This window comes from Ahrensia marina, assembly GCF_042140245.1.
In the GTDB taxonomy this organism is placed as follows: Bacteria; Pseudomonadota; Alphaproteobacteria; order Rhizobiales; family MH13; genus MH13.
In genome coordinates, this window is record NZ_CP159483.1 from 252,736 (window position 1) to 279,281 (window position 26,546).

At 54.2% G+C, this 26,546-nt stretch carries 21 protein-coding genes; 8 read left to right on the plus strand and 13 right to left on the minus strand.

Features of this window, described 5'->3' with window-relative positions; translation table 11 throughout:
• Positions 1 to 344 precede the first annotated feature (344 nt).
• The 12 genes from ABWH92_RS01240 to ABWH92_RS01295 form a co-directional block, all read right to left on the minus strand.
• The gene (locus ABWH92_RS01240; protein WP_375571405.1) at positions 345 to 1,784 is read right to left on the minus strand and encodes a hypothetical protein; all 1,440 of its coding nucleotides are present in this window, start codon (positions 1,782 to 1,784) and stop codon (positions 345 to 347) included.
• 84 nt (positions 1,785 to 1,868) lie between these two features.
• Complete coding sequence (locus ABWH92_RS01245; RefSeq protein ID WP_375571407.1) at positions 1,869 to 2,543, minus strand: hypothetical protein; 675 nt, start codon at positions 2,541 to 2,543, stop codon at positions 1,869 to 1,871.
• 48 nt (positions 2,544 to 2,591) lie between these two features.
• A complete protein-coding gene (locus ABWH92_RS01250; protein WP_375571409.1) occupies positions 2,592 to 4,178 on the minus strand; it encodes a lipopolysaccharide biosynthesis protein in 1,587 nt (528 codons plus the stop codon).
• Between the two features lie 295 nt (positions 4,179 to 4,473).
• On the minus strand, positions 4,474 to 5,427 hold the full coding sequence (locus ABWH92_RS01255) for an NAD(P)-dependent oxidoreductase (protein WP_375571411.1): 954 nt from the start codon (positions 5,425 to 5,427) through the stop codon (positions 4,474 to 4,476).
• Positions 5,424 to 6,299 carry a class I SAM-dependent methyltransferase gene (locus tag ABWH92_RS01260; protein ID WP_375571413.1) on the minus strand — a complete coding sequence of 292 codons (876 nt, stop codon included), beginning with the start codon at positions 6,297 to 6,299 and terminating at the stop codon, positions 5,424 to 5,426. The genes ABWH92_RS01255 and ABWH92_RS01260 overlap by 4 nt, the downstream gene beginning before the upstream one ends.
• Before the next feature lie 4 nt (positions 6,300 to 6,303).
• Positions 6,304 to 7,365: a UDP-N-acetylglucosamine 2-epimerase gene (gene neuC / locus ABWH92_RS01265; protein WP_375571415.1), complete on the minus strand. Its 1,062-nt coding sequence runs from the start codon at positions 7,363 to 7,365 to the stop codon at positions 6,304 to 6,306.
• Between the two features lie 174 nt (positions 7,366 to 7,539).
• Complete coding sequence (locus ABWH92_RS01270; RefSeq protein ID WP_375571417.1) at positions 7,540 to 8,604, minus strand: N-acetylneuraminate synthase family protein; 1,065 nt, start codon at positions 8,602 to 8,604, stop codon at positions 7,540 to 7,542.
• Between the two features lie 137 nt (positions 8,605 to 8,741).
• On the minus strand, positions 8,742 to 9,926 hold the full coding sequence (locus ABWH92_RS01275) for a hypothetical protein (protein WP_375571419.1): 1,185 nt from the start codon (positions 9,924 to 9,926) through the stop codon (positions 8,742 to 8,744).
• 380 nt (positions 9,927 to 10,306) lie between these two features.
• Positions 10,307 to 11,011 (minus strand): cytidylyltransferase domain-containing protein, encoded by a 705-nt coding sequence (locus ABWH92_RS01280; RefSeq protein ID WP_375571421.1) that lies wholly within the window; start codon positions 11,009 to 11,011, stop codon positions 10,307 to 10,309.
• 55 nt (positions 11,012 to 11,066) lie between these two features.
• The gene (locus ABWH92_RS01285) at positions 11,067 to 11,975 is read right to left on the minus strand and encodes a dihydrodipicolinate synthase family protein (RefSeq protein ID WP_375571423.1); all 909 of its coding nucleotides are present in this window, start codon (positions 11,973 to 11,975) and stop codon (positions 11,067 to 11,069) included.
• A gap of 114 nt (positions 11,976 to 12,089) precedes the next feature.
• Positions 12,090 to 13,349 (minus strand): Vi polysaccharide biosynthesis UDP-N-acetylglucosamine C-6 dehydrogenase TviB, encoded by a 1,260-nt coding sequence (tviB, locus tag ABWH92_RS01290; protein WP_375571425.1) that lies wholly within the window; start codon positions 13,347 to 13,349, stop codon positions 12,090 to 12,092.
• A gap of 567 nt (positions 13,350 to 13,916) precedes the next feature.
• Positions 13,917 to 15,842, minus strand: a complete 1,926-nt coding sequence (locus ABWH92_RS01295; RefSeq protein WP_375571427.1) for a polysaccharide biosynthesis protein — start codon at positions 15,840 to 15,842, stop codon at positions 13,917 to 13,919.
• Positions 15,843 to 16,186: 344 nt separating this feature from the next.
• On the opposite strand from ABWH92_RS01295, the gene ABWH92_RS01300 reads away from it, so the two are divergent.
• The gene (locus ABWH92_RS01300) at positions 16,187 to 17,029 is read left to right on the plus strand and encodes a patatin-like phospholipase family protein (RefSeq protein ID WP_375571429.1); all 843 of its coding nucleotides are present in this window, start codon (positions 16,187 to 16,189) and stop codon (positions 17,027 to 17,029) included.
• Positions 17,030 to 17,058: 29 nt separating this feature from the next.
• On the opposite strand, the gene ABWH92_RS01305 is transcribed toward ABWH92_RS01300, so the two are convergent.
• On the minus strand, positions 17,059 to 17,250 hold the full coding sequence (locus ABWH92_RS01305) for a hypothetical protein (RefSeq protein ID WP_375571431.1): 192 nt from the start codon (positions 17,248 to 17,250) through the stop codon (positions 17,059 to 17,061).
• Positions 17,251 to 17,289: 39 nt separating this feature from the next.
• On the opposite strand from ABWH92_RS01305, the gene ABWH92_RS01310 reads away from it, so the two are divergent.
• Genes ABWH92_RS01310 through ABWH92_RS01340 form a run of 7 tightly spaced genes read left to right on the plus strand, consistent with a single transcriptional unit; the run spans position 17,290 to position 26,541 of the window.
• Positions 17,290 to 18,399: a hydroxymethylglutaryl-CoA reductase gene (locus ABWH92_RS01310; protein WP_375571433.1), complete on the plus strand. Its 1,110-nt coding sequence runs from the start codon at positions 17,290 to 17,292 to the stop codon at positions 18,397 to 18,399.
• Positions 18,396 to 19,340 (plus strand): UbiA family prenyltransferase, encoded by a 945-nt coding sequence (locus ABWH92_RS01315; RefSeq protein ID WP_375571435.1) that lies wholly within the window; start codon positions 18,396 to 18,398, stop codon positions 19,338 to 19,340. Before ABWH92_RS01310 ends, ABWH92_RS01315 begins: the two co-directional genes overlap by 4 nt.
• Entirely contained in the window at positions 19,337 to 21,811 is a 2,475-nt protein-coding gene (locus ABWH92_RS01320) for a PEP/pyruvate-binding domain-containing protein (protein WP_375571436.1), read from the plus strand. Before ABWH92_RS01315 ends, ABWH92_RS01320 begins: the two co-directional genes overlap by 4 nt.
• A complete protein-coding gene (locus tag ABWH92_RS01325; protein WP_375571438.1) occupies positions 21,808 to 22,905 on the plus strand; it encodes a DUF3419 family protein in 1,098 nt (365 codons plus the stop codon). Before ABWH92_RS01320 ends, ABWH92_RS01325 begins: the two co-directional genes overlap by 4 nt.
• Entirely contained in the window at positions 22,902 to 24,260 is a 1,359-nt protein-coding gene (locus ABWH92_RS01330; RefSeq protein ID WP_375571442.1) for a hypothetical protein, read from the plus strand. Before ABWH92_RS01325 ends, ABWH92_RS01330 begins: the two co-directional genes overlap by 4 nt.
• The gene (locus tag ABWH92_RS01335) at positions 24,257 to 25,117 is read left to right on the plus strand and encodes a hypothetical protein (RefSeq protein ID WP_375571444.1); all 861 of its coding nucleotides are present in this window, start codon (positions 24,257 to 24,259) and stop codon (positions 25,115 to 25,117) included. Before ABWH92_RS01330 ends, ABWH92_RS01335 begins: the two co-directional genes overlap by 4 nt.
• Positions 25,114 to 26,541, plus strand: a complete 1,428-nt coding sequence (locus ABWH92_RS01340; protein ID WP_375571446.1) for an AMP-binding protein — start codon at positions 25,114 to 25,116, stop codon at positions 26,539 to 26,541. Before ABWH92_RS01335 ends, ABWH92_RS01340 begins: the two co-directional genes overlap by 4 nt.
• Positions 26,542 to 26,546 lie beyond the last annotated feature (5 nt).

The following is a 26,546-nucleotide window of genomic DNA, read 5'->3' on the forward strand; positions in this document are numbered from 1 at the left end:
GGTGACAAGATCAACTAGTGGGTCCTCATCAAGTGCATCGAGAATTGTGAGCGCGCTGAGCGTGAAGCATAGCAGTTGCCGAAAGGCCTTGTCCTGCGGAACCTTACTTCCTACCAGCGCGCGTCTGGCTCGGATGTCGCGATATAGTGCCTCAGTAAGGGCGTCTCGGGACGAATCTAAGACGTCGCGCGCGCCAATTAGATGAAGTGCGAAAACTGCAAAGCATCTGGCGTAAGCAGTAGGCTCAGCCTTCGGAGTTAGCCGATAGTCAGCTACATCAGCGCGACAGGAATGGATGAACGCGCGGCAGCGAGAAATCTTCGTTTCGATCGATAGGCTCCAACTCATTGAGATCGTACCAAACTTGTCTGATCACTAAGCACGGCGCCGAGGAACAGGAAAACAACTGGCCCCAGTGCTCCAGAGCGCCACAACGCATCTGAATATAAAAAAACATCAAAGGCGAGGGTGCCAAATAGTCCAATTCCAATAATTGTGAAAACCATGCCTGTGGTATCAACGGCCTGAAGCAATCTCCGCAACAATAGCGCGCCCACTAACCCAAACCAAGAAACCAGTAGGAGCAAACCAAAAAAGCCTGCCTCTACCAAAGTCATTAATGCGAATGGCAGTTGGCCCCGAATACCAAATTTTTCGAACATCAAGTCGCTTCGGTCGGATCCAAGCAAATAAGTCGGGTCAATGATCATGCCACCGAAGCCGAAAATTCTATTTGCTATTGGCGCGTCCCAAGCAATTTTGATCGTGTCAATCATTATCTGCAAACGCCCAATCTGAATATTCAAGTTCTGATCAACATCAAATTCGGACGAATTCATCTGGTGATTAAAGTCGCGAAATAAGTAATCATGCGTATAAATGAAAGCGAAAACAAATTCGTTCAGCAATCGGGAAATTGACGAAAGACTTTCTAACCCTCCCCAATTTCTATCCATTGAATTAAGAGATGGGATTGCGATAATAGCGCTCGGGATGGCTATCATCGCGCAAAAACAGATAAAGAAAATTGATTTTCTATCAATTGTCAATGCTTTTTCAAAAAATCCGTTTTTTCTTGAGTGCAAAAGATAAGCAAAAGTGCAAATAAAAAGCATAATAAATAACATCGTTGGGCCAGCAACCAGTATTGCCCGTTTCTCGTTGATGATCGCGAAACAAATCGCAACCGGCAAAAAAAGCAGCACCCAACGGCGCTGAAAAATGCCGATCGGAACAATTACCGCCATCGCTACTAGTGCAAAAAGAAGGCCGAGCTGCCCCGCTGTTTGATGGAGCGTACCAATCCAGACTTTTTCGTCTATTCCATAGAACAACAGCTTGCCAGCCCCAAAAACTGGCTGCGCGAGAAAAAAGGTGAGTGTTATGATCAGCGCTGATCGAGCTGCCGAGCTAGATATGCCAATCAAATAGCCCGCAGCAAACAAGATAGATATGGCAAGTATTTTTCGGGCATAAAGAATAGCTACCAATAAATCTTGTTCGAGTGTCCACGCACCTAAAGCGCCAATCACAGTAACAAGAAAAAGCGGAATTAAAAGACTAAGCGCTACTGTGCGATTTTCGAACAAACACAGGGCTAAGCACGTCAAAAGCAAAACTGAAGCGTCCAGTATAAGCCGAATCAACCATAGTGGTACTCCAAGCCAATTTATTAGTCCTATTGACATACTTACTGCGACAACAATCGCGAGAAGGAAAAAAATAGTCCTGTCTAGTTGCAAAATTTTGCGCATATTTGGTGGATCAAATTCAATGGCTGACAACAAAAATCGCCTATCAAGTAAAAAACCAGGTTGGTAATTGAAGCTTTCGGTAACAAAACAATGTTATTCATAATGGAGCTGATATCATTGTGTTTTGTCAAAAATAGAGAAATAGCGATAGTTCAAGGGCAGAATGGACCGTCGAACTTGAGAAGGTAAGGCTTGATAGAATTTGTTATAGTGCTTCTCGATCGCGGTAACAGTGGAAAATCGACCGTCAACAACAATTGTTTGTGGTGGGAATTGTTCTATTAAATCGAAGATGTTGTCGTTTATTGCATCTTTTCTTTGGTTGCCATCAATTCTCAGGGAGGGCCCATCAATCAGCACTAAGTCGTAAGCCTCAATGGGAACCTTAGCGTAACGAACCGCCGGAATCTTGATATCGGCGACAGCGTCCGTACTTATCATTTGAAATTGTTTGTCAAAATCAACAATCCCCGCCAGTTTCTTGGCTTGCTCAAGCCACTTATCGCTTTCATCAATTGTTGTAAGAGCACGATGTTTGGACTGCTTTACATAGATTGCAAGCAGGGCAGTGGTGGTTCCAGCGCCAAGTTCTAAAATTCTTTCAGGTTGATGTTCTTCTAGAATTCGCTGCAGTTCAATGAGTTTGTATACTTGGTAACGATGCGTCAAACCTCCAATTGTTCTGTAACGTGTAACAATTTCATTTGTACATTGAAAAAGAGAGCGGTAGCGCCGAAAATAGAAATGATGAGCGATAGTTACAGAAAATCGATGCATTTGTGCGGCCAAGAACCTGCGCCCTTTAGTGAACATCTGAATCATGCCTTGGTGAGTAGACTATCTGAGCCAAGATGGTTGACCTATTCTGTGTAGTAGTCCCTTGACCTGGTTGCCGACTGTACGCATTGTGACAATACATGCAATTGCCCAAATAATAGCAAAGAAAAGCATTGATAAGAACAGGCCAATCTTACTCCAGCCGGCGATCAAGCCGCCTATCCACCATGCTAAGCTGGTGAATACAATTGCGATTAGGGCAGGGCCGACCCAACCCTCAATCAGTAACCTCGAAAAGCTTATCCCCAGGTGTTTGGATAGGATTAAGGGCATAACAACGCATCCACGTAGTATAACGATTCCGCTTATTCCCATTGCAATGCCGATGATACCGAAGTCCAATGCGTATAGCGCAACTGCGGCGAAGATTGCGATAAATGAACCAAGTAGTTCGGTTATTCCTGCGCGCCAATGAGCATTACTTGCACTGAGAACAACTCGTGCGGTCAACCCAGGAGCAGTGATCGCGGCAGTAAACGTAAATAATGTTAAAACAGTTGCCATGGTCGAAACACTATCTCCGAGTAGGTTGTGACCATCCAGCCATAAATTAAGAACAGGCACTCCGACTAATGAAATCACGGCGGCCATACCCCCCATAACGAGGGTCAAGGTGTGCGTACTGACGCGATAAGCTTGATAGACTTTGTCGAAATCCATCTGTGCTGCGAGTCCGCTCGCGATCGGAGTCAAAAATCCAGCGCTTGATCGGGCTATCGCCATAAGACCGGCACTCAACATGATTGGCAAACCGATCAAGGCAGCTGCATTTGCTCCACCTTCTATCGCGCTCGCGATCATCGCCGGGCCATGAAGTGTCAATGCCGTTGCGAGGGATACGGCCAAAGAAGCCGCGGCTAGTGAAATCATGGGAAGAGTAAGAATTCTGAATTCCGACCAGGTTGGTAAGCGCGGTTTGGCCAGTCGGATTGCGTAGGTGCATTGCAACAGAGGGGCAATTAACGAGCAAGCTAGCATATATACAGCCACAACGACAAACGATTGATTGATCCAAAATGAGAGCATAAAGACGCCTGCTATCTTCGTAATTGCAGATGCCATCTCTGCATAACCAATTAGATCATACCGATGGGAGGCGGCTAGCACCCCAGTGCTGAAGCGCAGTGGTAGAAGTATACCACCAATGAAAAAAGACAATATAAAAAGTAAAGAAGAATTATGATGTAGGTCAGAACTTATATTGTACATTGTGGGCAATGACAGGCCGACGGGAAAAGCGATTCCAAAAACAACCAATGCCATGGTCGTGGCTACTATCAGCGCGATGGCTACCACCGCTCTGGGGTCTCCGCGAGTACTGTCCGCCCGCATTGCTGGCAGAAGACGCGGTAATGCCGAGGGCAAACCGAAGTCCGCAAAGGTTACAATGTTAACGACGCCGGAAACCAACGCCCAAACACCCAACAACTCGAGCGGGAAGTTGCGCGCGAGAACCGCGGTAACAGCCAAGCCGGCCGTTCCAACAGTCACTTTTTGCAGCGCATTGACTCCAACGTTGCGCGCAGTCTGTGAGCGGTGAGGTAACATAAACGCACTTTTTGATGGGTGAATTTTGCTAGCGGCCACGCTGTGCCAAACTCCAAAAAAATCTACCAACCTCTTAACATGCCGGCAGCTATCGCCAATGGGCGTAGCGCAATCGACAAAACGATTAATTCACGCGTTATCGCAAAGTCGAATCATTGGGCAATGATCAGACCACCAGTTCGTACATGTTATGAACGATGGGCTCGTTGATAAACAACGAACCATATTACACCAATTTCCAAAGACAGCCGCGGCCGTCCAATAGTGTCATCAGTTCAATGTAGCAAAACTAGCAGATGGATTTCAGCGTGACAAAAATATGCAGAATTTTTGTTCAACTGAACAACGAAGCGATTTTTTTTGCGATATGTATATCTGCATCTCGGTTGGACTCGACTGTCTTTCCACCGATATGTGGAGTAATGATTACGCGAGGATCATCGCGAAAACCTTTCCATATAAGGTTACTGCGTGGCCAATCGCGTTGTTTGAGGCCTTCGCCCGATAGAACATCCGTGGCGTATCCGCCAATCGAACCTGATGTCAAGGCCGATGCTAAGGCATATTCTTCCACAATCTCCCCACGTGAAGTATTCACAATAAATGATCCTGGCTTAATCTGCTTGATTGCTGCAGCATCGATTAGACTATGTGTTGTTGAACTCAAAGGCACGTGCAACGTTATGACGTCTGACTCTCGCAGCACGGTGGCCATCGAGACCATTCGCACCCCGCTATCTCGCAAGTCGGTCCTAATATCATTTGCAAGCACGGTCATACCAAACGCACTCCCGTAGTTCGCCACCATGCGCCCTAATCGGCCGTAGCCGATGATACCAAGGGTTTTACCTTTGAGTTGAAAACCTTGAAATGCGTCGCGATCCCAAACGCCTCTTTTCACGCTTTCGGCGGCTGCGGGCATATTTCTTGCCAACATCAATAGTAGCGCCCAGGCAAGTTCAGCTGTGGCAGACAATCCGTGAAGGAACTCTTGGTCGCCCTTGAGTGACAGAACTTCGATACCACGTGCCCTGGCTGCTTCCGTGTCGATGTGTTCGGTCCCTGTGGCCGGACAGGCAATCACACGTAGTTTGGTTGCCTTGTCAATGAGCTCTTTGTCGACGCGGACACCGAAGCGTAAGACTAGGGCATTATAATCTGCAATGCACTGCAGGAGACGTGCGCGGTCACAGGCAATTTCATCGAGCATACCGATACCCCTGAGGATTTCGCTAGCTTCTTCCGCAAAGCCGACAGGCTCGATGTTTAGAATGCGGAATACCGTCACCGCGCGCTCTTCTGGAAGGCTAGCAGAAAGGCTTGCCCCAACCTTTCGGAACAGATCCAGCCGTGTTGTCCCGTAAGGAGACGGCGGGATGCCAATGCGGCTTGAAAGATGCGCGTGAGAATCCATTCAGCGGGAGGTGGAAGCAGTGTGAACGGAAACTCCGGCGAGTGGCTGATCATCGGCATCGGATACATGCCAAAAGTGTTGACGTTCTCGAACGGTAAACCTTTGATGGCTTTGAGATAGCGTTCCGAGCCCAGGTCGCTGCGGTAGACGTCATCCTTCGGTGGCTGGGATTCGGTGTGGCTCGATGCCAGCAATTTGAGCCCGCGATTGGCCCAGTTAAAGTAGCGCTGAACATTGTCTGGGCGTTCGGGCACAATGTAGGCGATAAACCAGCCGCCCGGCTTGAGGACACGAAGTTGTTCGGCAATCGGCTGACGTACATCTTCGAAATGCTCCAGCAAGCCTATGCTGGTCGTCGCGTCGAAACTGTTGTCGGGAAACGGAAGTGCATTTGCGTCACCAGTGGTGAACGTCCCAAGCAGTCCGTTCCGCTGAAAAATCTCGCTGGCAATGGTCAAGGCGGTGGCCGAATAGTCCAGAAGCGTACACTCCCACCCGGCGTCTGCGAAGTAACTGGAAAGCGAGCCGCGCCCGCACCCAACCTCAAGTGCCTGCCCCTTCCTTTCGGCGGCTTCGCCCATCAGGCCCTGGAAAACCTCCCAATGGCTGCGGAATGCGAGCTGAATCTGATTGGCTGGCCGTCCTCGAACCCAATGGTTGTAATACGACTCCTCGCGGCTCCGCCAATTGGTATCGAAAGCAGTCGTGCTGCCGGTTATGTGGGCGTGTTCGTTGTCAGACGTCATGTCGTCAGCGCGTGAAGAAGGATTTTTGGATTGATATTTTCGCATTGGCCAAGATCTCGGCAATCCTTGGCCCGGCCCTACCATCGCCGTACAGCATGTCGGTCTGATAGTGGCCATGAGCGATTTGTTTGCGAACTGCCTGCTCAATACCCGCCCTGTCATATCCGACGTCGATTACATTATGTGCCCGTTCGCGTCCTTTTTGACGTGACCCTATGTTTACGACCGGAACACCGAGAAATGCTCCTTCGCGGATTCCACTGGACGAGTTGCCAAGAAGGCATGCGGAATTCTTGATAAGGCGCGCATAGTCCTCGACCCCAAAGTTTCGAAAAAAGTGGATGGGAGCATCCGGATTCCGGGTGCGAAACATCCGCAAGCCCTTAGAGATATCATCCGATCCCGCATCGATGTTCGGCCAAAGCCAGACGGCTTGTATGTCTAATGTATGAACCGCGGACAACGTTTCGTTAATTTGCTCCAATCCCTGACCGAACTCGGTCGTAACTGGATGTTGGAGCACAACCAGATAGGGACGGCTGGGATCGAGGCCTGGCCCCGTCCCTCCGTAGTTCTCGAAAAAATCCACCGGCATCTTCATGTCGGTGGAAGCAATCGCATCGATGGACGGGCAGCCGGTGATGAAGACAGAGTCCGGGTCTTCGCCCATTTGAAGAACTCTTTGCTGCGACTGGTCGTTGGTCACCAAATGCAGGTGAGACAGCTTTGTGATTGCATGACGAACGCTTTCATCAATCGAGCCCGTTACTTCTCCACCCTGCGTATGAGCCAAGGGAATGTTCATGTAGGAGGCCGCGATCGCCGTCGACATAGTTTCAAAACGATCAGCAACGGTGAGTACAACGTCCGGCTGCAGGTTTTCCATCAAGGTTGAGAGTTCGATAACACCAAGGCCGGTCGATTTGGCCATGGTTGTCGGGTTGTCACCTTCAATAATCGAATAGACTTGTGCGTCAATCTGGAAGCCATCCTCGCGGATTTTGTCGACCACATTGCCATAGCGATAGAGAAGTGCCGAGGCTGCAACGATCAGACTGAGTTCCAAGTCCGGATGATCGTCAATCGCGCGCAGTACACTTTTGATGCGGCCATAATTCGCCCGAACTCGCCACCACAATACAAATGCGGCGTTTGGTTGATGTCATATGAGTCCTCGAAAACAACGGATGGTTCGTATGTACTATCATGCTGGCAGTGTTGCCGACGGAAAAGCTCGAAACTACTCGGATGAGCCCTCGATATCGTCCCAAAGCAAAACACGATCAGCCGACACGTCTTTTGCTAGTCTGAGGCCTGCAAGCTCTGCCAACTGGGCGGCCGGAATTCCGTGCCCGGGCTTCTTGGCAGTAAGGTCTGCAAGCGTCAACCTGGAACCGGCCGGCAGAGGATTGCGAAGAGCCACGCTCTTGTTGAAGAGAGCCCGCAAGTCCGCCAACTGCTCCGCGTTGTCATCTTTGGCAACCGGATTTCGCGCCATGATATCGAAGGCCGAGCGGGCTTCAACGATGAAGGCAAGTTCTTCAAATGTCACTGAAGCGGGGACGTCCGGCCCGAACATTTTGCGGTGAAATGTGACGTGCAGTTCGATAATCTGAGCATTGCCCGCCATTGCCGCCAGCGCCGGGAAAACAGTTCCACTGTGGTCGGATAAACCAACCGGCAGACCATACCGCTGCCGCATGTCATCTAGTACGTTCAAACCCACCTGTTCAAAGGGGGTGGGATACCGACTTGAACACTGCAAGACGCCAACAGGCACCTCAGCTTGACGCAACCTGTCGACCGCCGCATCGATTTCAGCCCAACCACTCATTCCACTGCTCAACAAAACGGGCTTGCCAGTTGCAGCGCAGGCATCCAGGAGCTGCCAGTTGTTGACCTCGCCGGAACCTATCTTCCAGGCGGGCATCTGAAGGTCGTTCAGCAGTGTTACCGCTTCCAACGAAAACGGCGTGCTCAAGAATATGATGTCACGGCTCGCCGCGTGCTGCGCCAGACTGTTCCATTGGTCCTTGGTGAATTCCATGCGGCGCCAGTAATCATAACGGGTGTCATCCTGGTTTCCCGACAAACGCACGCGAAAAGGCTCTTCAATCGTGCTTTCGGCAGATGCGATATGCGTTTGAAACTTGATTGCGTCGGCACCAGCATCTGCTGCAGCATTGATAAAAGCGTGGGCCTGCCCAAGGGATCCGTCATGGGATTGAGCGACTTCTGCAATCAAAAAAGCCGACTGCGCGCTGCTGATCGTACGCGCACCGATTTGGAACGTCGAAATGCTCATGATGCTATGTCCTGTGGTCGCAACTCATACCTGGGCTACCGACCATCGTCCCGCGGCCTGTATGCTCATGTCTTTGTTGAATCTGCCGGAGCGTTGATGGCATTGAGGGTCACGCTGTGCGCCCCGGTATGGGTTCGTCAATGTGGCCGCGTTGCACCAATTCGCAAGCGGGTATAGTCGGCCAGGCGTTCCAAGTCGCGTGATCTCTGGTCCGTCTCGTCGCCTGCCAAATCGTTGACTTCACGATGGCGGTTCTCCTTACCCAGCAGGTTTGCATAAAGGTCGATAGGAACCGAACCATCGACTATGGCTGCGATAAAACACTCTATCGCGTCATCGCCGGACGTCTCAGCCAGAGTCAAGAGGGTTGTGATCTGCTGCGGCAGCCGCCAGAGGTCCTTCACCTTGCTCACGATCGCGCCCGGCAGTGCGCAGTAGGTCGGGCGCCCAAAGGCAAGGACCGGCTTGCCAAGGATGGCGGCCTCCAAACCAATGGTGCCGGAAATTATGGCAACGAGCTTCGCCCGCTTGACCAAAGCGATGGACGGCAGAAATGGGTCAGCAAGCCGGACGTTGGGAATCTCCAGGATTTTTTCGTAGTAGCCAACCGGTCTGAAGCCGATCGATCGCGGGTGTTCCTTGACCAGAAGTACAACGTTGCTGGGCAGAGCGAGGGCCAGGGTCCTGATGAGTTCGATTTGGTTCTGAAACGGCCGACCAAAGACCTGCATGGATACCTCAGGTTCGAAATGCAGTGGAAAGAAGCCGAAGTCTCCAAGCTTTTCGATGTCTGCCAGTTGCAAGAAGCTTTTACCTAGCCGCTTGCTCAGCTTGCGCGCACGCCAAGGCTGAACGATGCCTTCGATGAGGGCGGGTATTATGAAGCCATCAAGGTGGTTGTCATCGCGCACGACGGAGTTGCCCTGGCGGCGGAGTTCTAGAGCGGCCGCTTTCGCAAGTTTCACCAACTGCCTGTGGGGTTTGAAATCCAGAAGCCGTTGATCCAGCCGAATGGCGCCCTCATATTTAACGCCCTCGGCCTTGACAGTGTCAATATAGGACCGCGCAATCGCCTTTGCCTGTCGGCTGGTATCGCGTGCCGCGTAGTGCTTGGCGATGTGTGAGGAAAGCGCAATCATATCGTCATTCAGGGACACATAGTTGCGCACCTTAGTGGCTTTGAGTTGCAGGTAGTCAATGCCTCGTGCTTTGGCCAAGCGCCCTGCGATATAGTCGCTCAGAGTTGCCGTTCCGAATGTCAGGATGATATCCGGATCCGTCGCTGCCAACAGTTCTTCGAAGCCACGCAGCGTTTCGGCCAAAACGGCCAGCATCTGAGTTTCGCTCAAATGCGGACGATAGTCTTGCGTGCGCTTGCTGTAACGTCCGTGGAACAATCGCCTGTCTGCCAAGAGAGCATGCCAAGCAGGCTCTCCCACCTCGTGTTCATAGGCGGTAACAACATCCCGGTCTTCCTGCCGCAAGTGCACCCGCGAAATGGCACGATGGGTTACGTCCCATTCTTTGACCAGGTCAAGGTTTTGCAGGTAGGCCTCCGGACGCGCCTGCGAAATGCGCTGAAAAGCGGCCGAGTCGCTCACGAAGGCGCCGACCATGACTGCATCGTGCGAGGCTTCCAAAGCGCGCGCCAAGTCGATCATCAAGCCGAAGCTGCTGCCCTGTGCGACGCCGACTATCCGCTTCATACAGAATCTATATCCTCAATTAGGTCGTTGAAATGATGCAGATTTGCCCGCAACAGCGCGTCGGCACGTTCAAGATCAGTGGCATAGTCAATATCAACTTCAAACTCCGGATGCTCCATAATGAAGGGGAGGATCTTGGATCCGAACAGGCGACCTTCATCCAAGGTTCGCGAAGGCCTGAATAGATAAAACGACCCTGTGTTGCGATAGCGTTGGGCACGCTGCCGCTTCGGTATTCGCAGATCACGTTCTGGAATAAGCAACCCATCTGCATCAATCTCGCCGAGGAGCAGGTCGACAGGCGCAACAGTCATAAGACAGTCCGCCTCATCGTGCAATTGGAACAAGTCGATTGCGCGGGCAAGGTCGCGCGGTCGGCGGAGCGGGTGCGTCGGCTGCAGCAGAACAACGTAGTCCGGAACTTCGCCGGCGATGCGCTCTTCTTCCAAGACCGCTTCGATGACTTTTTGATTGGTAACATCGGGCTGGCACAGTGCCTCAGACCGGTGGTGAGACTGCGCACCATACCGCACCGCCAGCTTGTGCACCACTGGGCTTTCGCTACTGACGATCGTCTTACTTATCGAGGGCGTGAGTCGAGCGGCAGCCAGAGTGTACGAAAGCAGGGGTCGTTCGAACAACAAAGCCAGGTTTTTCCGAACCAGCCGGCGAGATGTGAGCTTGGCAGGGATGATGGCCAAAATGCTGGGAGGCGATTGAGACATTGTTGGGAACCAGTGGCGATTTCACGGAATCTTAGGATGCCACGCGTGGAATCGGCTCGTCGAGCGCAATCGGCAAGGCATCGAGTGCGCTGCGTAGTCTGGCTTTTTCGTCGTCGGTCAGAAGACGGTACAGCGGATTGACGAACTCGTCGCAGATACCGCGCAGGTGGAGAACGTATTTCTCTTCTGCTGCATACTCTCCATTGTCCGTTCTTGGGAGCCCCTGTGAGAACGCCATGATCGCGTACTGTTTCGCCCGCGCTGTGGACCAATCCCCCGAGACAAACGTATCGTGCAAGTCCGTGAAAAGCTCGGGAAGGCAAGAGCCTTCGCTCGTCGTATGCGCCTTGGCCCCCAAAACCAGCATCGCGTACATCTGGGCGCCGCCTGCCCCGATGACCTGAAAACCATCATCCTGAAGCGCCAGGGCGCGCATCATTTCGACCAGATTGTAGCCGCCAACCTTGATCCCAGCCACATTGGCGTGGTCTCTGACCGCCTTGATGACAACGTCCGATATCGCCTTGCCTCGCTTGGGATTGTGATAGAGCCACAGAGGGTGCGGTGCCCGATCAGCAAGGGTGAGAATCAAATGAACGAGCCGCGCGTCGCTCATTTTGACGTCGAGTGGAATGATATGCAGGCCGTCGATTTTGACGTCAGCGACGCGGTCAAAAAACGCCAGGTTGTCGCGGATGGAAGCCAGACCGGTGCCGATGAGCAAGGGTATTCGTCCCTTTGCAGCCGCGACCGTCTCGCGGGCAACAGCTACCTTTTCTTCGAAGCCGATATTGAGGTCTTCACCCGCGGATCCGAGGACCCATAGACCTCCGCTCCTCTTGGCAATCAAAAATTCGACAAGCGAGTGAATTCCATCGCTGTCAATTGAACCATCTTCCCGCATTGGTGTGACCATCACGGGCACAAGACCTTCGATCAATTCTCTCTCCTTTGACGATCAAGCGCCATTCGTTAGATAGCTGACAAATAATTGCCACTGATTTGCTTGGAACCAAGACTCATTACGATCCTTTCCTGGCAAGAGACGTCCGCTTCACAGGCGCAAGTCCGATAGGTCGCGGTCGATAACGTTCTTTAGATCGTACAGGACGAAGTTCCCCTTGCCCAAGGCATGCAGTTGCTCAGCATTGAGCCCCTCGAACTCTCGATGGGCGACTGCGATGACGATGCCGTCATAAGCGCCGGCTTCGGGGTTTGGCAGAAGCTCTAGGCTGTATTGATCCCGAGCTTCCTTGGGATCGGCCCATGGATCGTGGACGTCGACATCCGCGCCATAGTCACCCAACTCCCTGACAACATCGATAACCCGGGTGTTCCTCAGGTCTGGGCAGTTTTCCTTGAATGTGATGCCAAGCACCAAAATCCTTGACCCTTTTATGTGGATTCGACGCTCAATCATCGCCTTAACCATCTGATTGGCCACATAGGCGCCCATGCCGTCGTTGATGCGGCGCCCCGCCAGTATGATCTCAGGGTGATAGCCAATCGTCTCGGCTTTGAACGTAAGATAATACGGATCAACGCCGATGCAGTGCCCTCCGACCAGCCCCGGTCGAAATGCCAAAAAATTCCATTTGGTACCAGCGGTCTTGAGGATCGCTTCGGTATCCAGATTCATGCGATTGAAGATGATTGCCAATTCGTTCACGAGTGCGATGTTGAGGTCGCGCTGGGTGTTCTCAATGACCTTGGCCGCTTCTGCAACGCGAATGCTATCGGCTTTGTAGGTCCCGGCCGTGACAATGCTGGCATAGAGCGCGTCGATCAGGTCTGCGATCTCCGGGGTGGAGCCCGATGTAACTTTTCTGATGTCGGTCAGGCGATGGTTCTTATCGCCCGGGTTGATCCTTTCGGGGCTATAACCGGCGAAGAAATCGATGTTGAACGCCAGCCCCGAGACTTCCTCCAAGACAGGCACGCAGTCGTCTTCCGTTGCGCCAGGATAGACCGTGGATTCGTAGACAACGATATCACCCCGTTTGAGCACCGCACCGATCGTCTTGGAAGCAGAAATCAGAGGAGTGAGGTCGGGACGCTTTGACGCGTCAATGGGCGTAGGTACGGTAACGATGTAAAGGTTGCAGTCGGCAATTGCGGATGGCGACGACGAAAATGTCAGCTTGGACGCCTCGGCCAATTCTTGATCCGTCACCTCTAGTGTGGCGTCGTGGCCGTTCCGAAGTGCGTCGACCCTCGCGCCATTAACATCGAAGCCGACGACCGGACGCTGTTTGCCAAACTCAACGGCGAGGGGAAGCCCGACATAGCCAAGGCCAACCACGGCGATGTTCAAGTCATGTATGCCGGGGGGTGCAGTGCTGATTGGCACGTAGGGTACTTCCGTCTACTTTTTGACGTTTCACACAGATTGCGCCATGGAAGGATAAGCGGACAGCTGCGGAATTTGCAGTCGAGTTGCGAATACCAGACAGCCCACGGCAAGCTCGTGTACTTCGTTGCGGCTTGGCTAACAAGCACATCTGAAGATTGACGGTCAATGACTGAACCTAAGCCCGCTTGTCTGGTATGCTGGCTCAGAAGTTTGCTCGCGCACTAGCTGTAAACCACCTTAAAGTGATTCTTAGATGCGGCCTATTGCCTGCTATGTGGTCGCGACACTTGGATTATTCGCACTGATGCGAGGCCCGAGTATCGGCACCATGTGTCGTTCCTATCGCTGCTCTAAAGGCCAACGGGCTCGAGCGTTTCTCACGTATATAGATTAAAACGACAATCGAAAGAATAATTACTATCATACACTATAATATGGTCGAAATTCAGGTGCGAAATTGATAAACTTGCTAGAAAGCCTGATTCAAAATAAATGTTAGTGATCAAGAGCCGATCTTCGTAGCGATTGTTACTGAGAAATCGATCTTGGAGTAGCAAGCCGAACGATGTTTTCTGCACCTCTTTGACCTTCAAAATCTTCTACGTAGGCGGAGGCGATGGATCTAATGGCATGATCGTCTCTCCTGGCTACGGCATTCTGTACGGCCGTCAGCATGTCAACCCGCGTTTGATTTTCCACTCCCGATGTCTGTGCTCTGAAGATCTTGGGGTGGGGCGTTGTAGTTAGAGCATCGTCTTCAACAAGCAATTCCTCATAGAGTTTCTCACCTGGGCGGAGGCCGGTGATTTCTATGGGTATATCGCCGTGCGGATCGTCAGAATCACGCACCGTGTGACCCGACAACTTAATCATGCGCTTGGCCAAATCGATGATTTTGACCGGTTTGCCCATGTCGAGGACGAACAGATCGTCACCGCGGGCATAAGCACCTGCCAAGAGCACAAGCCGCGCAGCCTCGGAGACGGTCATGAAGTACCGCGTCACCTCCGGGTGGGTGACCGTCACCGGGCCGCCGCTTGCGATCTGTTTGGAGAACAGCGGTACCACCGACCCGGACGAACCCAGGACGTTCCCAAACCGGACAAAAGAGAACCGCGTCTTGGTTTGTCGCTGCTGTGCGTTGCACACGACCAACTCCGCCAGTCGCTTCGTCGCGCCCATGACATTGGTCGGGCGAACGGCCTTGTCGGTGGAAACAAGGATACACCGGTCGAGTTCTGCGGCAATACAGGCATCGACCACGACACTCGTGCCGAGAACATTGTTGCGGGCCCCTTCGACCTCATTGGTTTCGATCAGCGGTACATGCTTGTAAGCGGCGGCGTGGAGGACAACATCGACCGCGTTGGTACGCAAAGCTGCCTCGATAGCCGATCTATCGGTTACAGAGCCCAAGATGGTCAGGAGACTGACATTCTTGTCATCAGCGTCCTTCCTAAGTTGACGTTCGATCTCATACAGCGCGGGCTCACTACGGTCGAACAAGATGAGTTGCACAGGGCCGCAATCAAGCAATTGGCGGCAAAGATCCCCTCCGATCGATCCCCCGGACCCTGTCACCATGACGGATCGTCCGGCATAGGCCTTGGCTATCTCTGGAATGTCGAGGTCAACTTTGTCCCGGCCGAGCAGATCATCCGGATCGACGGCGATAAGGCTCTCCAAATTCGCCTTGCCGGATACAAGGTCGACATAAGAGGGAACAACTTTGACCTCACAACCCATCTCGCGCATCTCGCGGATCAAGGTTTCCTTGCGATCCAGGGGCAAGGATGGGATCGCGATCAAAACCTGTTCGACCCGTCCCTCCTTTGCGGCCTTTTTTAGCGTACCCAATGGTTTGACGCGAATGCCGGAAACAATAACATTGTGGAGCGATGGATTGTCATCAATAAACATAACCGGCTCAAGCTCTGCCGATTGCTTCAGCGATGCCGCCAATTGGATCCCAGCGGCACCGGCACCATAAATCGCGACAGGCTTGCGGTTGCTGCCAAATCTGGCGGCTGCCAGCAAAAAACGCAGGGCTGCGATACGGACGCATACGGCAAGCAGAAAGAAGCTTGCACCGTAGAGGACCGGAATCGACCGGGGTGCACCTGTTTGAAGGAAAAAGGCGGCCGTCGCTGCAAAAAAACCGATGGTGGCCGAGCAGACGGCGATGCGCCGAATGGCATCCAGATCGATGGCGTGAAGCTTGATCCTATAAAGCCGAGAACCCGCTAGGATGCCGACCGATCCAAGCCAGATGATGGCAACATCCGCCAACTCAATCCAGGCAAATGGGTCGACCAATCCCAGCGGTCTGGATGGATCAAACGGTCCTAACCGGAACCCAAACGCCATCCATAGGGCGAGCGGCAAAAGCAAGCCATCGGTTGCAAAGACAATGGCTGATTTTATGGGCCGTGGCAGGGTCGAAAGATCGCGCATGAGATCCTATCTTTTCAGCGACGTCCTTCAGCATAAGGCAAGCTGCATTGCGGCAACCGTTGCCCAACTGATGGTCGAAAGGTACAGGTGTTCTACCGAGAAGACCTCGCGTTGCAAAGGTGGCTTGAAGCCCTACAATCACTGTGCTCGGTCGTTGATCACTCAACCCACGCCCAATAATGCCGAATATCAGGCCGACCAAACCATAGGGTCTATCCTTGTGGCGTCGTTCTCTGCGCTGACAGTCTTGCCCAGCAGATAGCCCCTTGTTTCCTTTGCCCTGCACTATCACGTATGGGCCAAACAACGCGCCCTAGCCTTTGCACCAAACAACGGACATCTCCATGAACCGCACATCACCTTCGTTTGGGCTTGCTCTCGGTGCTGGCGGAGCGCGCGGCTTGGCGCATGTGCATGTGCTGCGAGCGCTGGATGATTTGGGCATCCAGCCATCCGTTCTGTCAGGCACATCCATCGGTGCCCTTATCGGAGCCTGTTACGCATCGGGCCTAACTGGAAACGATGTTTTGACACTGCTGATGGAGCGATTTGGTGACCGCAAAGCCATTGCAACCAGCCTTTGGGAACTGCGTGCACGCAGCTTGGACGAGCTAACAGGGTCCGGGCGTCCAAGACTGGGTGAGTTGGATCTGGAACGCATTCTAAACCGCTTGCTGCCCACCAGTTTGCCTGCTCGTATTGAAAAGCTGAGCATTCCCATGCACATCGTGGCAACCCGCTATTACCAACATGATGATGCGATTTTCGATCACGGCCCCCTGATACCGGCTATTGCAGCATCAGCAGCCATGGCCGCCGTTTTTCAACCCGTCATCATTGATGGTGTTGTCCACATCGATGGTGGTGCCACCAATCCAGTGCCGATCGACCCTTTACAGAGTAGAGCATCGATCATCATTGGTGTTGATGTCAGCGGTGGTCCTGAAGGCGAAGAAGGCCGTTTGCCCAACAAAGTGGATGCTCTCTCAGGGGCCAATCAGTTGATGCAGCGTACGATCATTTTGGAGAAAACACGCCACCTGCAGTGCGACCTTCTTCTCCAGCCCAAAGTTGGCAATTGGCAGGTGCTCGACTTCATGCGCACCGACGAAGTGTTACAATCCACGACGCCACTTTACGAGGAAGCCAAGGTGCGCATCGGCGCCCTGCTGGACGCGCATTCCTGATCATATTGATCATTCCTGTTAGGTGGCTATTAGCTGATGTGATCTAACCGGGCTTTCACACCTTTAAAGTTTTGCTGTTCGCGAAGGTTCCAGCTCTGATTGTTCCCTTTCATGTCACCGATCTGCTGAAACGCCTGCGCGCTCGGTTTGATGCCGATAACGTGGCGCCGACGCTTCAAGCCAAGCCAGGTGGGCTTCATCGCCTGCGCCCAGCGCGCCAAGCAACGTCCAAAAGTGTTCAACGCTTTTGGGAGCGCATTTTGGCTGACACGCAGGCAAGCGAACAGGATCGCGATAGGCTCCTGGATAGCGAGACCGCCAACGCACTGGATGCTTATACGGCCAACATTGAGAACATGATCGGGACAGTAAAGGTTCCGGTTGGGCTGATCGGTCCGTTGCGCGTTAACGGCCTACATGCCCAGGGTGACTATCTTGTGCCGTTGGCGACCAGCGAAGCCGCTCTGGTGGCCTCCTATGGGCGCGGCGCAGAACTGACCGCAGCATCTGGCGGCATCTCGGCCGCGCTCACCTATGATGGAGTGTTGCGCACACCCGCTTTTCGTTTTGAAAACCTTGCTCAGAACGGTCTGTTCGTGAACTGGATCGTTGATCAAGCTGAAACGCTGAAAGCTGTTGCAGAGGCGACAACTGGTCATGGCAAATTGATCTCGCTTGAACCAGCGATGGACAATGACATTTGCTTCCTGCGTTGCCGTTATCTAACCGGCGATGCGTCTGGCCAGAACATGGTGACAATCGCGACAGCTGCGCTTTGCGAGCACATCGTCGCGCACTCGCCCATCACGCCGATCAGCCACTATGTTGAAGGCAACTACTCGGGCGACAAGAAGGGTTCGTTTCTTGGGCTGTTGACCGGGCGCGGAGCCAAGGTTGTGGCAAGCACCATGATCCCCGCCGATCTGGTCAAAAAGCACCTGCATTGCACGGTTGAGCAGATGCTCGACTACGGGCGCGTGGCCAATCTCGGCTCGGTTCTTTCTGGTCAACTTGGCACGCAAGCCCATTATGCCAACGCCTTGGCGGCTCTCTTCATCGCAACAGGACAAGATGCGGCTTGCGTTGCAGAGTCCGCGGTTGGTTTCACGCGTATGGAAGACAAAGATGGAGACCTTTCGGTGTCCGTCACTCTGCCCAATTTGTTGGTTGGTACCGTTGGTGGCGGCACGGGGTTGCCCAGCCAGGCAGCCGGACTTCGTATCATGGGCTTGCAAGGTCCAGGCAAACGCAGCGCCTTGGCCGAGGTGGCAGCCGCCCTCTGCTTGTGCGGCGAAATTTCCATCGTTGCAGCCATGGCCAGCGGTCATTTTGCGAGCGCCCACGAGCGCCTTGCGCGGAACCGATCATGAGCCAAAAACATGCTTCTGAGGGTTCGTTGAGCCTGGTTCAGCGGCTTTGGATCTATCAAGCGGAGCGCATTCCGCTTGCCAAAACAGCTACTCTTCTTGCCGTTTTCAGCGCTGCCAGTGTCAACGTTTCGGCCTTTCTGGCCGACCGCGCCCTGCCCGGTTGGGGCGCCTATGCAACGGCATTCCTGGTATCGCTTATCATCTTTATTCAGCTGCGCGCATGCGATGAGTTGAAAGATGCCGAAGATGATCGGCGCTATCGACCCGAACGGCCTGTGCCGCGCGGTCTTGTTTCTCTACGTGTAATCCTAACGCTTGGTGCTGCCTTGGTGCCTGTCGCTGTGTTGATCACGCTAGGCTACCATCCCCCCTTGCTGTTGCTACTTGGGCTGGTCTGGCTCTGGCTTGCTCTGATGACAGTGGAGTTTTTCGCACCAAAGTGGCTGAAGGCTCGTCCCGTCCTTTATCTCGTCTCGCACATGGCCATCATGCCGCTGCTTGACCTGTTTGTGACCGGCGCTGAATGGCTGCCAGCCAATGGTGGGCCAGCACCAACTCTCGTGCTCTTTCTGATCCTGTCTTTCGTCAACGGATGTGTCTTGGAAATTGGCAGGAAAATCTGGACTCCAGAAAATGAGCGGGAAGGCGTCGACAGCTACTCGCGACTGTGGGGCATTCCATCGGCTGTTTCGATTTGGATGGTGCTGCTTGCTCTTTCCTTTGGCCTTCTGGTTGGTGTCGGCCATGCAACCGGCCACCTGATCGCAACCGCCCTGCCCGGCTTGATCATGCTGCTGGGTGCTTTTTGGATTGGCGCGGCGATGCGCAAGGCGCCGACCGACAAGCGTCAACAATGGCTTGATACGGTGTCCGGCCTTTGGGTTTTCGTGTGCTACACAGCAGCAGGTTTTGCGCCCCTGGTGGTTGGATGGGCATCGTGAGCCATCTGGTCCTTCACCCGAGCGAAACGCCGCTACCACCTGCTGCAGGCGGCAAAGCAAGGGCCCTAGACCGACTGGCTGGCGCAGGCTTCAATCCGCCGCCTTTCTTCGTCATCTTGCCGTCGGCCTTTGATGCAAAAGGGCTGATTGAAACGGAAGCTCAAGTACTCTCCAAGGCCCTGCAGAGCTTGGGAGCGGGGCCCTTTGCGGTGCGCTCTTCCGGCGCCCAGGAAGACGGAGCAGAGCATTCCCACGCCGGACAGTTTCTGAGCTTGCTCAACGTAACCGCAGATCATGTGAAAACAGCAGCGCACAAAGTCTGGGAATCAGGACATGTGGGCAGTGTCGCCGATTATCGCGATGCGCGCGGCTTGGATGCCGCCGAACCAGCTCCGGCGATTGTTGTACAGACCATGATCAATGCTGACTCTGCCGGTGTGGCCTTCTCAGCCGACCCGGTAAGCGGGCTTCGCCATCATGCCATTGTCTCAGCAATCGAAGGACTTGGCGACCAGCTGGTATCCGGCGCCGAAGATGGCGAGACATGGCTGATCGACAGGCAGCAGAGCAGCATTCTGACGTCGCCTGATGTGAAGCCTGTTCTATCGGCGACCCAAGCGCTTGCTGTGGCCGATCTAGCGGCGCGTGTTGAGCAGGCCTTTGGTGCACCTCAGGATATTGAGTGGGCCTATCAGGGTGAGAACCTGCACATCTTGCAGGCAAGGCCCATTACCACGCCCCTCAAAGCACCGGCACACGCTGATGATCAGGTCCTGATTTTCGATAACTCCAACATTGTTGAGAGCTATCCGGGGCTTGTGTCGCCACTCACCTACTCGTTCGCGCAGTACGCTTACGCCCGTGTGTACCGCGCTTTTGTACGTATGGTGGGCGTGCGCGAGGATGTGATTGTCGCCAATGCGCCGGTCTTTGAAAACATGCTCGCCCGCGTGGAGGGGCGTGTCTATTACAATCTCGGTAACTGGTATCGGGCGCTGGCACTGCTGCCAGGTTTTGCGATCAATCGCTCCCACATGGAAACCATGATGGGTGTGTCCGAGCCCTTGCCGGAGGCGGTGACGGCCAACATTGGTCCCGGCGAGCTTGTTGGCTTTGCGCGCTGGCGAGAGTATGCCCGCATGGCACGAGCCGGCGTCGGCCTGCTGGGACAGGCGCTGCGGCTCAAAACGACAATCAAAGACTTCTACACGCGGTTGAACGCTGCGCTTGGTCCTGAATCACTGGACCATCAAACGGCAAACCTTACGCAGTTGGCAGAAGAATATCGGCGGATAGAAGCCTCGCTTCTCGACCGCTGGGATGCCCCCATCGTGAATGACTTTTTGTGCATGATGGCCTTTGGTGCCTCGCGCAAGATGATGGAGGGTTGGTTCGGACAGGTCGGTCTTGATCTGCACAATCAGGTGATGATCGGCCAGGGCGATATCATCTCCGCCGAGCCGGCACAGCGCATTGCGGCAATGGGCGCAATGGTTCGGCAAATCGATGGACTTGATGATCAACTGCGCGAGAAAGGCGTCAAAGCTTTGGAGCCACACGCTGAGCTGTACAAAGCGTTTGATGGCTATCTGGAAAAGTTCGGCGAGCGGTGCACCCAAGAGCTGAAACTGGAAAGCTTGACGCTGCACGACGATCCCTCACCGCTGATCGCCGCCATTACGGCTGCTGCCGCGCGTTCGCCTGCAACACCGGCGCAGGCAACCGTGTCGGTTGAGAGCTTTTCAACGCTTCCCAAGGGCAGGCCAATCCGAAGGATGATTGCACGCTCGTTTGTGAACTGGGCAAAGGCGCGGGTTCGTGACCGTGAGAATCTGCGCTTTGAACGCACGCGTATATTTGGGCGCGCGCGCAACGTTTTTCTGGCGATGGGACGCGAACTAACCGCGCTCGGCCATTTGGATGACCCACGGGACGTTTTCGATCTGACGGTCAACGAACTTCTGGGCGCGATCGAAGGCTTTGCGCCGACACAAGACCTACGCGCGTTGGTCAAGCTGCGCCAAGCTGAGATGACGCGCTTTGGACAACGTCCTGATCCGCCTGAACGCCTTACCATTCGTGGTGCAGCGATCAATGTTGGAGTTGCTGAGCAAACAGCCGATATGATGCAGGACGACGATGACACCGCCCTTACCCGCACCGGCACAGCGTGCTCGGCAGGTATCGTAACCGCCAAGGCGCGGGTGATCGACGATCCAACAAAGCAGAGCCTTGAGAGTGGCGACATCTTGGTAGCGCGGCACACTGACCCTGGATGGATTGCCGTCTTTGCCAACGCGTCGGCGATTGTCGTGGAGCGTGGCAGCTTGCTTTCACACTCAGCCATTGTTGCCCGTGAGATGGGCATTCCCTGTGTTGTCGCGCTGAAGAATGCAACGCGCTGGATTGAGGATGGCGAGACCATCACGGTGGATGGCGCCACCGGCAAGGTTGTGAGGCATGAACCGTGACCGCGCAGATATCCTCCAAAGCGCGCTTTGACGACATTCGGTATGCTCAACTCTGGGAAGATGCCGACGTTTTGACCAAGGCCCTGGGGCCACGCCCTGGCGCCACCTTGGTGTCGATTTGCTCGGCAGGCGACAATGCCTTAGCCATGCTCACTCTCGATCCAGATCGAGTGGTGACGGTTGACCTATCAGCAGCGCAGATTCAGTGCCTCAATCTGCGTATTGGGGCCTATCGATCCTTGGACCACCAAGAGTTTCTGGAGCTTATGGGATCGCGAGCGTCCGACCGGAGGGAGACACTGCTTACCAAGGCTTTGGCGGATGCATCTGAGACCACTCAAGCTTTCTGGTCGGCCCGGAAAGAAGATGTCGCGTCCTATGGGGCAGGTGGGTGCGGCAAGTTCGAGCGCTATTTCCGACTGTTCAAAAACCGCGTCTTGCCCTTTGTTCATTCTCGTCAGACTGTTGATGCGATCTTTGTGTCTCGCGACGCAACAGGCCGAGAAAAGTTCTTCGATGAACGCTGGAACAGTTGGCGTTGGCGGCTGATGGTGAAGTTGTTCTTTTCACGCTTCATGATGGGGCGTTTGGGACGCGACAAAGCTTTTTTCGAGCATGTTGAGGGCTCAGCTGCCGACCATGTGATGGGACGCTTGCATCACGCGGCAGTGACCTGTGATCCAGCGAGAAATCCTTATCTTTATTGGATCATGAACGCATCTCACGGCGACCATCTTCCGATGGCTTGGCGCGCGGAGCACTTTGACACCATCCGCGAGAGGCTGGACCGGCTCGACATCCGCCACGGATCGCTGGAAGCGTTCACGGCAAGCGAAGAAATGGCGGATGGCTACAATCTGTCAGATATCTTTGAGTACATGTCACCAGATGTGTTCAGCGCGGTTTATGGTGATGTGCTGACCTCCGCCAATCCCGGAGCAAGACTGGTCTACTGGAACATGATGGCGCCCCGCCGTGTGCCGCAAGAACACGCACCATGCGTGGAAACACAGCGCACGATCGAAGAGAGCTGCAAGGCGATGGACAAAGCCTTCTTCTATAGCGACTTCGTTGTTGAGGATGTGCTTCGGTGAGCCTTCCAGTCCCTCCCGCTACAATTCTGCTGCCCCTTTCTGTTGGGTTTTTTCTTGTCGGCATTTGGGGAGTTGGTCAGGCTGCAAAGCGTTGGGACTGGGGTGCTGAGATCCAACGCAAAACTGTGCATGTTGGAACCGGCCTTTTTGCGATGGCACTGCCGTGGCTGCTGCCGAATGACACGCTGTTCTATGGCCTGCTGGCGCTGACACTCCTGGTGATGGCGGGCCTGCGGCTTCCAAAGGTGGCATCATCACGCTTTGGCCAAGTTCTGCACGGGGTGGAGCGTAAATCTTGTGGCGATATCATGCTCGTTGCGGCGCTTGGCACGCTGTATTTCTATTCCGATGGAGGAGCCATCGCGATCCTCTATCTCATGCCGCTTGCCGTTTTGACGCTGTCGGATGCGGCAGCTGCGGTGGCTGGCTCGGCCTATGGACGTCTCCACTACACCATCGAGGATGGGCACAAGAGCATTGAAGGGTCCATCATTTTCTTCCTGGTGACCTTGGTTCTAGCCTTCACCATGCTGCTCTTACTGTCGGACGTTCCGCGCGGTGGTGTCGTCTTGCTGTCCTTTGTAACCGCCGCGTTCGCGACAGTGGTGGAGGCGGATAGCTGGCGCGGTTTGGACAACTATTTCGTGCCGGTCGGCGTTTTGCTGTTGCTGGTGTTCCACATGGAAAGCTCACCACTCACGCTTCTTCTTCTGGCAAGCGGATTCCTTGCCACGTTCGTTCTGATTTATGGCTATGGCAGAGCACTTTTGGATCTGTCGGCGCATACATCACGGGCCTACACCGCTGGTCTGTTCATGATTGGTGCGGTTACGGCTTGGCCAAACGTGATCATGCCGACCCTCGCCCTGATCTCCCAAACCTTCGCACGGCGGAACAACCCAAGCGATTCTCGGCATCCTGATCTGGACATGCTCGCGATGTTGGCGGTGTTGTCCTTTGCCGCGCTGCTCGGAGGGTTGGCGCTGGGCTACACCGCGATCTCTTTTTACGGCATCGCCTGCGCAGCCATCGTTACGCAATGCGCGATGCTGGCGATGGCCCATAAACCGTTGATCCTGCGTCTCATGGCAGCGATCGGCCTGGGCTTGGTGCTTGCTGGGTGTCTGACAGCGCTGGTTCTGTTCAACACCCAGTTCAACGCAAGCTCACAAGGTTGGCATGAGGCGCTTTCAATAACCGTGGGTTTGGGGTTGGCCCTTCCCGCCCTGATCAGTGCGCTCTATCCGGCGCTTTTTCAAAGCAAACGATACGCCAAAGTGGGTGTGGTGGGCACATCGATCCCTCTGGCCAGTTTTTTGTTCCTGTATTTCCAACAGAAGGGCTTTGCACCATGAACAGTCAGACCGGCGAGCACGAGCAACAATCGCTTGAGAACGCTGATGCAAGCCTGCTGATCTATCGTGACGCGCCAAGCTGGGACGAACGAAAAACCGCCGCCGTGGGAAGTTTCAAGTTTACCGCCGCTGAAGGCGGTGCAGCGCTTCTCAAGCAAGCAAATAAGCAACTCAAAAAAGAAGGGTTTGACGCCGTGATCGGTCCAATGGACGGCGACACATGGCACAGCTATCGCGCAGTCACGCAAAGCGATGGATCACCCGCCTTTTTGATGGAACCGCAAAGTGGCACCCATGATGTTGCAGCGCTTGAGGCTGCTGGCTTCCAGCCCATTAGCGGTTATGTTTCATCGCGCACCCAAACCGAGCATGGCATTGCCAAACGGCGCGGTGGGCGAAAAGGTCTTGAGATCCAGACATGGGATGGTGAAGCACCCGAGGCATTTTTTGGTGATGTCTACGATTTTTCGCTCGCAGGGTTTGCGCGCAACCGGTTCTACAAACCGATCTCAAAAGAGACCTTCCTCGGCATGTACATGCCGTATGTACCGTTCTTGAAGCGCGAGCTCATCTTGTTTGCCCGGCGGGACCGCGGTGCTTTGGTAGGTTTTTTGTTTGGCATTCCTGATTTTTCTCAGGGCCCTCAAACCAAAACCGCCATTCTTAAAACCTATGCCAGTTCGGTGTTCGGTGCTGGGCACCTTTTGGCCGATGTGTTTCACCGCAACGCGCTTGAACTCGGCCTCACCACGACGATCCACGCGCTGATGCATGAAGACAATATTGCTCGGCAGCGCAGTGAGAAACTGGGCGGATCGATCTTCCGTCGCTACCACTTGTTTGGCCACGTCTTGTGACAACGATTATCGACGCCTTCGATGATGCGGTGCGTGCTTACGGGCAGCGACCTGCTATCGTTGAGGGCTCAGGTAAGAGCGTCAACTATACGAGGCTCGACCGGTTGGGCCGTGTTTTTGCCGCTTACTTTGATGCGCAGGGTATCGGTCCAGGCGACCGTGTTTTGGTGGCAATGCCGGTGGGCATTGCGCTCTACGCTTGCCTTGCTGCCCTATGGCGCCTGGGCGCTGTGGTGGTGTTTCCTGAGCCAGCAATGGGCTTGAAAGGCCTGCGTCACGCCGTTCGGACAACTCAACCGAAGGCGTTTCTCGCAGCAAGCTGGTATCGTTGGCTTGGGTGGCTGCTTCCCGAGCTTCGTCGATTGCCGCTGCGCCTGACGCCGCGCAGAACCGGGGCTGCGTGGAACGGTACATACCGCGTCGAACAGAACCAGCCAGCTCTGATCTCTTTCACAAGTGGATCAACCGGGTCACCCAAAGCCATCGAGCGCAGCCATGCTTTTATGATGGCACAGAACGAAGCGATCAGGCCGTTGTTGGAACCAGGGTCGGAGGATGCCCGGGACTTGGTCGCCTTTCCTGTCTTCGTCTTGGTCTGCCTTTCGCTCGGCGTGACGTCTGTTCTGCCCGCTTGGAAGCTCAGTCGCCATGACCGTGTCAGCGCACAAACAATTCATCGGCAGATAGAACGCCAAGGCGTTACGCGCCTTTTGGTGCCTCCGATTATCTGTGAAACGCTCAGCCAGCAGACGACACTGCCTGCACTTCACGCCATTTTCACCGGTGGCGGTCCGGTGTTCCCCGACACTTTGGGACGACTGGCCGGTCTGCAACCGGGCCTTCGGATGGTCTCCGTCTACGGCTCCACCGAGGCCGAACCCATCGCGCATTTGGACTACAACGCGATATCGAAGGACGATTTGGAGAGCATGCAAACCGGCGGAGGTTTGCTGGCCGGTAAACCGGCGTTGGCAGTGGACGTTCGGCTGGAAGATCGAGAAATCTTGGTCGCGGGCGCTCATGTCAATGAGAGCTATCTCGACACCTCCCAAAACGCAGAGACCAAAGTTCAACATGATGACCATATCTGGCATCGCACTGGAGATGCGGGACGGTTTGACGCGCAAGGTCGGCTCTGGCTGTTGGGCCGTCACGCGGCGCAGGTGGCTGGTATCGATCCTTTTGCCGTGGAGACGGCGGCGCGCTTCTGGCCGGGCGCGGACCGTTCCGCACTGGCTGAGATTGACGGCAAGGCGGTGCTTGCAGTGTCAGGTGACAAAGCTTGTCTTGATCAGTGGCGGCAAGAAGCTCAGAGGCTTGGCATTGATGATGTTCGCTATCTTCGCACTATACCCCAGGATCACCGCCACCGATCGAAAACCGATTATGTCGCACTGAAACGCGCGCTAGGAACGCAGCCTTGAACCAG